A 9,816-nucleotide genomic window follows, 5' to 3' on the forward strand; every position below is an offset into this window, starting at 1 on the left:
CTACCGGTTGACCACGCCGCCCCGCAGTGATGACAGGACCAGTCGCCCGTACCGCGTGGTGAGGGCTGCCGCGGTGGCCACGATGGACAGGCCCACGGCGAGCAGTAGGTGGGTCACGGAGTGGTCGTCGAGGACTTGTAGTACACCCAGGGCGGTGCCGACGGGGAGGCCGAGAATCGTGAGCACACCGAGGGCACCACTGATCTGCTGACTCTCCTGGTTCTGCACGAGCCTGCTGTAGTCGGCGGCCTCGGAGAGGATTTCGTGGAAGCGCGCAGGGAGTCGGTGCTGGTTCTGGAACGCCAGCAACAGGTCGTTGGCGGCGCCGTGCGCGGTGAGATGCTGGCGCCAGTACGTGCTGCGGAATACTGCGATGTTCCGCTCCAGTGTGGCAACGTGGCGAGCCAGCCGTGAGGAGGTGAACACCTCGGAGAGCTCGTCAGTGAGCTCGTCGATGTGGTCCCGCTGGAGGGCACCGAGGAGCAGGGTGTCGAGGTAGACGGTACGGGAATGCAACGCGCCGAACTCGTAGAAGTCGCCTGCGCCGCTGTCAGGACGGTGCCCGAGGAAGGCGGCTCCCTGGCGCAGTACCAGGGCGCTCCAGTCACCCGAGATCCGCAGGACGTCCTTGAGCTGTTCGTCGACGCTCTCCGGCGGCAGGGGGAAGTCGTCCGGCGTCGAGCGTGACGCCAGCTGCCACAGCCATCGGTCCGCCGTCGCCGGCAGCGTTCCTTCCGCGCCTTGGCGGAGGGCGGGAGCATGCTGGGCGGCCGGGGTGAGGAAAGCGATCGAGTACGGTCGGGAAGTGGCTACGGGTGCCCTCGGGTCGCGCGCGTCAGCGATGCCGGCGAGCAGGCCGGCCGGGTCGAAGGGCGGCGTCAGCGGACTGTCCAGCGGCGAAGTGTGCCGTCGTTCGGCCAGCGCCCGCAGAACGGGCAGCAGAGGCCGTTCCACACTGAAGTGCATGACAGCGAAGGCATGTCCGGGTCTGCGGGCGGTCGCGGCCCGCAGGATCTCCAGAGCGAGCAAGTGGAGACCGTCCTGTTTGACGTCCATCGTCAGGTGCCAGCGACGGGGACGACCGGGTGCTCCGTAGAGGGCCCGCGCGGAGGCGGGGGCGAAATAGGTGGAACGGGTGGCGGTATCAGTGCGGCGGGTGCCCAACTCGAACGGAAAGGGGCCCTCGCTCCAGGTTGGCGGGCGAAGTAGACGTACTGGCAGGACTACCGTCAATTCCTGGCGCGTTCCCGTGACGTCGTCCAGTGGCGGAGTGCCCTCGGTCATAGGTAGTACTCCGCGGGATCGGGCTGGCCGAGGCGGATGACGAACTCCGCTCGGTCCGGGCTGTCGGCGCGCACGTGGAAGCGAACGCGTTCGCCGGTGCGGACGGTCCGGAAGCCCTCCGTCACGATTTGGCGGTAGTCGAAGGTGTAGTAGCGCTCGTCCTCGTCGTCCCGCACGATGTACAGCCCGGAGGACCCGCTCAAGCCTCCTCCGTTGGGGCGGCGATCGACGATGGTTCCATGGTGCGGCTCCACGCCGGTCATAGCGTCGGCCCCCTGGATTCCGGACTGGCGGCGATGTCTTGCACACACCGGAAACCCACCGCGTTGCTTCCGCCGCGCTTGCGATAGACGCCCTTGGAGCTGGTCTGGACCGCTCGTAGCGGGTTGTCGTAACTGCCACCGCAGATGACGGCCTCGCCGGAGTCGTTGAGGCTGGTGGAGGTCCACTCCCAGCAATTGCCGGCCATGTCCCGCAGGCCGAACGGTGAGGTGTTGTGGACACGCTCGCCGTCCGGTGTCACTCCTGCGCGACTCACGGCGTCGTCCGCGAAGTCCTGGTACCACGCCTGGTATGTCACTACTGGTCGGCCCACCCAGGAGTCGGCGCAATTGACGGCCTGTTCGTCAGGATCGTCTCCCCATGGAAACAGCCGGCCGTCCGTTCCTCGGGCGGCGGCCTCCCATTCGAGGGAGGTCGGCAGACGCTTGCCCTCGAAGGCGGCGAACGCGTAAGCACTCCACCAGTTGACGCAGATGGCAGGGTAGGGGTTGTAACGCGGATTGATGTAGTAGTCGGGTCGCTTCAGCCGATCGGTCCAGGGGTGGTGCGTGACATGTGCCGGCTGTTCGGGATGGTCCCAAGGAGAGGTGCCATCCGTACCGAGGAGGTCCAGAAAGCGGCGATAGCGGGCGACGGTCACGGCGTGCCGGTCGAAGAGGACCGGGCGGGTAATCCGGCGGAGGAGTAGCCGCTCGGCCGGGCCGACCACATACGTGCCCACGGGCAGCACGCAGTCGTCCGTTGCGACAGGGGAAGGCGTGCCGGCGAGGAAAGCACGTACTTGCTCGGTGAGAAAGGCGTCGCCAGTGATTCCTGCGGCCGGGTCGCGTTGGGACTCAGCGAGGTACCGGGCGGCCAGCAGTTCCTGGTACGCGGTGTGCGCGAAGGCGACGTGATCCGGACCGGCGGGTCGCAACAGCGGCGCGAGGACGCATGCGTCGAAGCTGAGGTCTCCTTCGGTGAAGGCGTCGGCACCCAGGAGTCGGTGAAGGTCGAGAAGGGAGAAGACGGTTCGGTGGGCGAGAAACGCGTGTCCCAACGCGGCCGGAAGCCGAGCTTCCAGATCAGGTCGGCCCTTCTCCGCCAATGTCCGGGTGATGTGGGTCCCGAGGATGTTCGCGAGCGGCTGCCCCGACGGCATGGCCAGTGCGGCGCTGAGCCGCCTTTCCAGGGGGGTTGCCCCTGGGTCGGCCAGGCGCACCACATGGAAGTGCGGAATCCGGGTGGGTTCGAGGCCGTTCGCATACATCTGCTCGACCAGTTGCTCAGAGCGGCCGGCGCCGCTGTCCAGCAATTGGCGTACCGGGGGTGAGTCGGCGAGGAAGGACACCCGTGAACTCATGACCACGGCCGACTCTGCGGACAGGACGGCGGCGAGGTCGGTGAAGAGGCGCAGGAAGCCGGCTGGGCTCGGTTCCTCGACGCCTTCGTCGACCGCGTCCAGCACGCACAGCGCGGAGCCGGAACGGATCAGGAAGAGAAAGAGTTCATAGGCGCGCGATCGGTCCGCCGCCATGGCCGGTGCGAGCAATCTGGACGCGTATGCGGAGAATGGCTCGTCCTTCGGTTTGAGGCCCAGGTCGAAATAGAAGCGGAAACGACGTAGGTCCCGGCTCACGGCGAGGGCCCGTAGAAGGGTGCTCTTACCGCTTCCCGGACGACCTGTGACCAGGACGTTCGCACTGCCCTGCGCCAAGCGGGCCAGCAGCCCGGCCGCGTCCTCGATCCGCTCCACACATGCTTCACCAGTGTGCCGATCGGTGGACATGACAGCCGCGGCCACAGCGGTGCGCGCTTCGGCCGGTTCAGGAGAGAGGAGGCCGGCGAGATGCGTCTCAAGGTTGACGATGGTGTCGACGAAGCCCTCGTAGCGCACGATCCGGAAGTCCATACCGAGCATCTGGTGGAGCGGCCCGCTCGTCGCGTCGTCACCCACATCGTCCAGGATGACGAACCTGGTGAGTTTGGGCAGCCGGGTCCGGAGCAACTGGCCGCCGCTGGAGGCCAGGACAGTACCCAGGTCATCGGCCTTCTTGGAGAGCATCAGCTCCACGTACTCCAGGCGCATTCCTGTTTCCCGGCAGAACAGCTGGTACACCGTGTCGGGACTGAGGACGAACCGCTTGGCCTGGCGGTAGCCCAGGGTGATGTACAGCCCAGCCAGGAACTCGCACCGGCGGGCCACCTCAGGCGCCATGTCCGGCTCGCCACCGAGCAGCGCCGCGCTTCCTGTCTCGGTGAACCACACGAGTACGTCGACGAGCCTGCGGACCGCCAGCAACCCGTCCTCGTCGCTGATGTCGTAGCCGTCGTGCGTCGACCGGTTGCGAAGCCGCCGGATGTCGTCGAGCGCGTCCACGACGGTGCTGCTGCGAATGTACGGTCGGCAGCGCTTGACGAGGTCGTTGAGGGCCTTGGTTGAGGGATCACCCTCGACGTCGTGGTGACGCCACAGCTCCTTGAGTAGCTTCTCAGTCAGCTTTCCTACCAGCGCGACCGCGTTCTCGGGATAACCGTCGTTGAGGGACCGCAGCGGCCTTTCGAGGTCCAGCCCTAATCGATCGGCGATCCGTGAATGATCGTCCAGCTCCCTGCGCAGCCGCCGCAGCCGTTCGTCGACAAGCGTGCTCATGCTCACCCGCCTCCGCGCTTGCCCAGGATGAATGCGAACCGGTCGGGAAAGACCAGGACTGGCTCGGGGTGAGCAGCCCGTATCTCGTCGATGCCTTTCTCGATCTCGTCGTCCGTGAACGTGGAGAGCAGCGACATGTAGCGGGCGCGGACCATGCCGAGGTACTTGTCCCGGTCGATGCGCAGCTCATGCTCCACGTGGGCGAGTGACGCATCCAACCCGGCCGAGCGCAGGTGTTCCTCGATGGTTCTCGGGTCGGGCTGCATCTCCTCAAAGCGCCTGAGAGCCGCACCGAACAGCGGATACTGGATGGTGGCCGGAAGCATCACCACCAACATCCGGCCAGCAGGGGCCAGCCGGTCGGCCAAGCCTCCGAGCGTGTGCGCGGGGTCGGCCACATGGTGCACCGATTCCTTCAACCACAGGGCGTCGAGTTCCCCGTACGGCAGGCTGGTGCGCCCTTCGGCCAAGTCCTCCGCGGAAGCGACGATCGGCTTGAGGTCCAGTGGCGGCGGGCTACCGAGTCGACGGAGCATCGCCTCGGACGGATCGACACACAGAATGGGACGGCTTGGCTTGACCTGCTTGGCCACTTCCCTGGCGAACAAGCCTGTACCCGAACCAATGTCACCGATGCGGTCCACGGGGCGCAGCTCTAGCGCTTCGGCGATCTGCCGGGACATCCAGGGTACGTAGTCCGGTCCGTAGACCCAGAGCTCGTCGTACTCGGCTGCCAGCTCCTCGTAGTGGCCCCGCACGTCGCGCCGCTCCACGATCCCCCTCGCGTCCCGTCCAGAAACCCGTGTGCCGTGCCGGATTCCGGCAGGCTATCGCGGGGGCGAAAGCGGCAACAGGGGGTAATCGGACGGGTCGCGAGAGGCGCACGGCCAAGGGAGGCGGACCGTCAGACCGCCTCCCGACCTGGGGCGAGTAGGTCTTGGGAGACGGCGTGACGTCGTTCTTTCAGGCGCGTCAGATGTCCCGGAAGATCTCGATCTGTGCCCCCACCGAGTTCAGCCGCTCCGCCAGATCCTCGTAGCCGCGGTTGATGACGTACACGTTGCGCAGCACGGACGTGCCCTCGGCCGCCATCATCGCGAGCAGGACCACCACCGCCGGGCGCAGGGCCGGCGGGCACATCATCTCCGCCGCGCGCCACCGGGTCGGGCCCTCGACCAGTACCCGGTGCGGGTCGAGCAGCTGGAGGCGGCCCCCGAGGCGGTTGAGGTCCGTGAGGTAGATCGCGCGGTTGTCGTAGACCCAGTCGTGGATGAGGGTCTGGCCCTGGGCCACCGCCGCGATCGCCGCGAAGAACGGCACGTTGTCGATGTTGAGCCCGGGGAACGGCATCGGGTGGATCTTGTCGATCGGCGCCTCCAGCTTGGAGGGGCGGACCGTGAGGTCGATCAGCCGGGTGCGGCCGTTGTCGGCGGCGTACTCCGCGGAGCGGTCGTGGTCCAGACCCATCTCCTCCAGGACCGCGAGCTCGATCTCCAGGAACTCGATCGGCACCCGACGGATCGTCAGCTCCGACTCGGTGACCACGGCGGCGGCGAGCAGGCTCATCGCCTCGACCGGGTCCTCGGAGGGCGAGTAGTCCACGTCGACGTCGATGTTCGGCACGCCGTGCACGGTGAGCGTGGTGGTGCCGACGCCGTCGACCCGTACGCCCAGGGCCTCCAGGAAGAAGCAGAGGTCCTGGACCATGTAGTTGGAGGAGGCGTTGCGGATGACGGTGACGCCGTCGTGGCGGGCGGCGGCCAGCAGCGCGTTCTCGGTCACCGTGTCGCCGCGCTCGGTCAGGACGATCGGGCGGTCCGGGGCGGTCCGCGTGACCTCGGCGTGGTAGATGCCCTCGGTGGCGGTGATGTCCAGGCCGAAGCGGCGCAGGGCGATCATGTGCGGCTCGATGGTGCGCGTACCGAGGTCGCAGCCGCCCGCGTACGGCAGCCGGAAGTGGTCCATGCGGTGCAGCAGCGGGCCGAGGAACATGATGATGGACCGGGTCCGGCGGGCGGCCTCCGCGTCCATGCCGTCCATGTCGAGGTCGGCCGGGGGCACGATCTCCAGGTCGACGCCGTCGTTGATCCAGCGGGTGCGCACGCCGATGGAGTTGAGGACCTCCAGGAGCCGGAAGACCTCCTCGATACGCGCGACCCGGCGCAGGACCGTACGGCCCTTGTTGAGGAGCGAGCCGCAGAGCAGCGCCACACAGGCGTTCTTGCTGGTCTTGACGTCGATGGAGCCGGAGAGCCGGCGTCGGCCGACGACCCGCAGATGCATGGGCCCGGCGTAGCCGAGCGAGACGATCTCGCTGTCGAGTGCTTCACCGATGCGGGCGATCATCTCAAGACTGATGTTCTGGTTGCCGCGCTCGATACGGTTCACGGCGCTCTGGCTCGTGCCCAGAGCCTCGGCCAACTGCGTCTGTGTCCAGCCCCGATGCTGACGGGCGTCACGGATGAGCTTGCCGATGCGTACGAGGTAGTCGTCTGACATGGCGACAGGTTATCTCACATATGAGATGAGAGTGCTGTTGGGGTGCGCCGTCCGGGTGGGGCTGGAGTGAAGACCGTGTGCGCACTCCGAGTGAAACACCGTCAGTTCCGATGCTGCGGCGACGGCCGCCGCCCGGCAACCGGAGGGCGCGCGTCCGACTCCACCCGGGTGCCGGTGCCCCCGTCCGCCCGGCCCATGTCGGCGAACGCGCGCGACTTCGCCGCACTCGTCCCGCTCTGCGCCGTCTGTCCGTACGTGATGTTCGTCGCGATGGCGGCCGACGGTGACGGCCTGCTGTCACCATCGGCCACGTGACCGGCGTGTCGTGCCGTGCGCGAGGCGAGCCCCGGGCCCCCGGGGCATGCCGGAGCGCGTGCCCACGCATGACCAGCGGGCGCCCATGTACTAGAGTTATCTCGACATCGAGATATCTGCCGAGGCGCACCGCGGCCGTACGTATCGCCCCAGGGCGGTAAGGGTGACCTAACTTAGCCTTACCTTAGCGGACTGGCTATCCCGCGTGGCGGCAGGATGCGGTGGAACGCGCACATATATGAAGGAGACTGTCGTGTCGGCGAACAGCTTCGACGCCCGCAGCACGCTGCAGGTGGGCGACGAGTCGTACGAGATCTTCCGGCTGGACAAGGTCGAGGGCTCCGCGCGCCTCCCTTACAGCCTGAAGGTGCTGCTGGAGAACCTGCTCCGTACCGAGGACGGCGCGAACATCACCGCCGACCACATCCGGGCGCTCGGCGGCTGGGACTCCCAGGCGCAGCCCAGCCAGGAGATCCAGTTCACGCCGGCCCGCGTGATCATGCAGGACTTCACCGGCGTGCCCTGTGTCGTCGACCTCGCCACCATGCGTGAGGCCGTCAAGGAGCTCGGCGGCGACCCGGCGAAGATCAACCCGCTGGCCCCGGCCGAGCTGGTCATCGACCACTCGGTCATCGCCGACAAGTTCGGTACGAAGGACTCCTTCGCGCAGAACGTCGAGCTGGAGTACGGCCGCAACAAGGAGCGCTACCAGTTCCTGCGCTGGGGCCAGACCGCCTTCGACGAGTTCAAGGTCGTCCCCCCGGGCACCGGCATCGTCCACCAGGTCAACATCGAGCACCTGGCCCGCACCGTCATGGTCCGGGGCGGCCAGGCGTACCCCGACACCCTCGTCGGCACCGACTCGCACACCACCATGGTCAACGGCCTCGGTGTGCTGGGCTGGGGCGTCGGCGGCATCGAGGCCGAGGCCGCGATGCTCGGCCAGCCGGTCTCGATGCTCATCCCGCGCGTCGTCGGCTTCAAGCTGACCGGTGAGCTGAACCCGGGCACCACTGCCACCGACCTGGTCCTCACGATCACCGAGATGCTGCGCAAGCACGGCGTCGTCGGCAAGTTCGTCGAGTTCTACGGCGAGGGCGTCGCCGCCACCTCGCTGGCCAACCGCGCCACCATCGGCAACATGTCGCCGGAGTTCGGCTCCACCGCCGCGATCTTCCCGATCGACGACGAGACGCTGAAGTACCTGCGTCTGACCGGCCGCGACGCCCAGCAGGTCGCGCTCGTCGAGGCGTACGCCAAGGAGCAGGGCCTCTGGCTCGACCCGGCCGCCGAGCCCGACTTCTCCGAGAAGCTGGAGCTCGACCTCTCCACGGTCGTCCCCTCCATCGCCGGCCCCAAGCGCCCGCAGGACCGCATCGTCCTCGCCAACGCCGCCGAGCAGTTCGCCAAGGACATCCTCAACTACGTCGAGGTCCCCACCACCCAGGCCGGCACCGCCGCCTCCCCGGTGGACGAGGCGAGCGACGAGTCCTTCCCGGCCTCCGACGCCCCGGCCTACGGCAGCCAGGAGAACGGCGCGGGCGCCCCGCAGCACGCCGAGGGCACCGGTGCCGCGGTCCCGTCGAACCCGGTCACGGTCACCGCCGCCGACGGCTCGACCTACGAGATCGACCACGGCGCCGTCACCGTCGCCGCGATCACCTCCTGCACCAACACCTCGAACCCGTACGTGATGGTCGCCGCGGCGCTCGTCGCGAAGAAGGCCGTGGAGAAGGGCCTGACCCGCAAGCCGTGGGTCAAGACCACCCTCGCCCCGGGCTCGAAGGTCGTCACCGACTACTTCGACAAGGCCGGTCTGACGCCCTACCTCGACAAGATGGGCTTCAACCTGGTCGGCTACGGCTGCACCACCTGCATCGGCAACTCGGGCCCCCTCGACGAGGAGATCTCGAAGGCGGTCAACGAGCACGACCTCGCGGTCACCTCGGTGCTCTCCGGCAACCGCAACTTCGAGGGCCGGATCAACCCCGACGTCAAGATGAACTACCTGGCGTCCCCGCCGCTGGTCGTCGCGTACGCCATCGCGGGCTCGATGAAGGTCGACATCACCACCGAGGCCATCGGCACGGACACCGAGGGCAACCCGGTCTTCCTCAAGGACATCTGGCCCACCGAGGCCGAGGTCAACGACGTCGTGGCGAACGCCATCGGCGAGGACATGTTCAACAAGTCCTACCAGGACGTCTTCGCGGGCGACGCCCAGTGGCAGTCGCTGCCGATCCCGACCGGCAACACCTTCGAGTGGGACCCGCAGTCCACCTACGTCCGCAAGCCCCCTTACTTCGAGGGCATGCAGATGGAGACGACCCCGGTCACCGACATCACGGGCGCGCGCGTCCTGGCCAAGCTGGGCGACTCGGTCACCACCGACCACATCTCCCCGGCGGGTGCGATCAAGGCCGACACTCCGGCCGGCAAGTACCTCACGGAGCACGGCGTGAACCGCCGCGACTTCAACTCCTACGGCTCGCGCCGTGGCAACCACGAGGTCATGATCCGGGGCACGTTCGCCAACATCCGCCTGCGCAACCAGATCGCGCCGGGCACCGAGGGCGGCTTCACCCGCGACTTCACCCAGGCGGACGCCCCCGTCTCCTTCATCTACGACGCGTCGCAGAACTACCAGGCCGCCGGCATCCCGCTGGTGATCCTGGCGGGCAAGGAGTACGGCTCGGGCTCGTCCCGCGACTGGGCCGCCAAGGGCACGGCGCTGCTCGGCGTCAAGGCCGTCGTCGCCGAGTCCTACGAGCGCATCCACCGCTCGAACCTCATCGGCATGGGCG

At 67.6% G+C, this 9,816-nt stretch carries 6 protein-coding genes; 1 reads left to right on the plus strand and 5 read right to left on the minus strand.

Annotation, left to right across the window (positions count from 1 at the left end; translation table 11 throughout):
• The 5 genes from ABZ404_RS17235 to ABZ404_RS17255 all read right to left on the minus strand — a co-directional run bounded on the left by ABZ404_RS17235 (position 1) and on the right by ABZ404_RS17255 (position 6,697).
• Positions 1-1,029 (minus strand): hypothetical protein, encoded by a 1,029-nt coding sequence (locus ABZ404_RS17235; protein ID WP_358833385.1) that lies wholly within the window; start codon positions 1,027-1,029, stop codon positions 1-3.
• A 251-nt stretch (positions 1,030-1,280) separates the two neighbouring features.
• Positions 1,281-1,487: a hypothetical protein gene (locus ABZ404_RS17240; protein WP_358833384.1), complete on the minus strand. Its 207-nt coding sequence runs from the start codon at positions 1,485-1,487 to the stop codon at positions 1,281-1,283.
• Between the two features lie 56 nt (positions 1,488-1,543).
• Positions 1,544-4,198 carry an SUMF1/EgtB/PvdO family nonheme iron enzyme gene (locus tag ABZ404_RS17245; RefSeq protein ID WP_358833383.1) on the minus strand — a complete coding sequence of 885 codons (2,655 nt, stop codon included), beginning with the start codon at positions 4,196-4,198 and terminating at the stop codon, positions 1,544-1,546.
• Between the two features lie 2 nt (positions 4,199-4,200).
• The gene (locus ABZ404_RS17250) at positions 4,201-4,971 is read right to left on the minus strand and encodes a methyltransferase (protein ID WP_358833382.1); all 771 of its coding nucleotides are present in this window, start codon (positions 4,969-4,971) and stop codon (positions 4,201-4,203) included.
• A 199-nt stretch (positions 4,972-5,170) separates the two neighbouring features.
• On the minus strand, positions 5,171-6,697 hold the full coding sequence (locus tag ABZ404_RS17255; protein ID WP_358833381.1) for a UDP-N-acetylglucosamine 1-carboxyvinyltransferase: 1,527 nt from the start codon (positions 6,695-6,697) through the stop codon (positions 5,171-5,173).
• Between the two features lie 553 nt (positions 6,698-7,250).
• Here ABZ404_RS17255 and ABZ404_RS17260 point away from each other — a divergent pair.
• Positions 7,251-9,816: aconitate hydratase (locus ABZ404_RS17260; RefSeq protein ID WP_358990510.1), on the plus strand; the 2,566-nt coding region annotated here is incomplete at its 3' end.

The sequence above is a fragment of the Streptomyces sp. NPDC005878 genome, from assembly GCF_040629815.1.
GTDB lineage: Bacteria > Actinomycetota > Actinomycetes > Streptomycetales > Streptomycetaceae > Streptomyces.

What these genes read in the sequence shown, in the direction of transcription:
- ABZ404_RS17255 (WP_358833381.1), bottom strand. Translation starts at nt 6,697, where the DNA reads ATGTCAGACGACTACCTCGTACGCATCGGCAAGCTCATCCGTGACGCC.
- ABZ404_RS17245 (WP_358833383.1), bottom strand. Translation starts at nt 4,198, where the DNA reads ATGAGCACGCTTGTCGACGAACGGCTGCGGCGGCTGCGCAGGGAGCTG.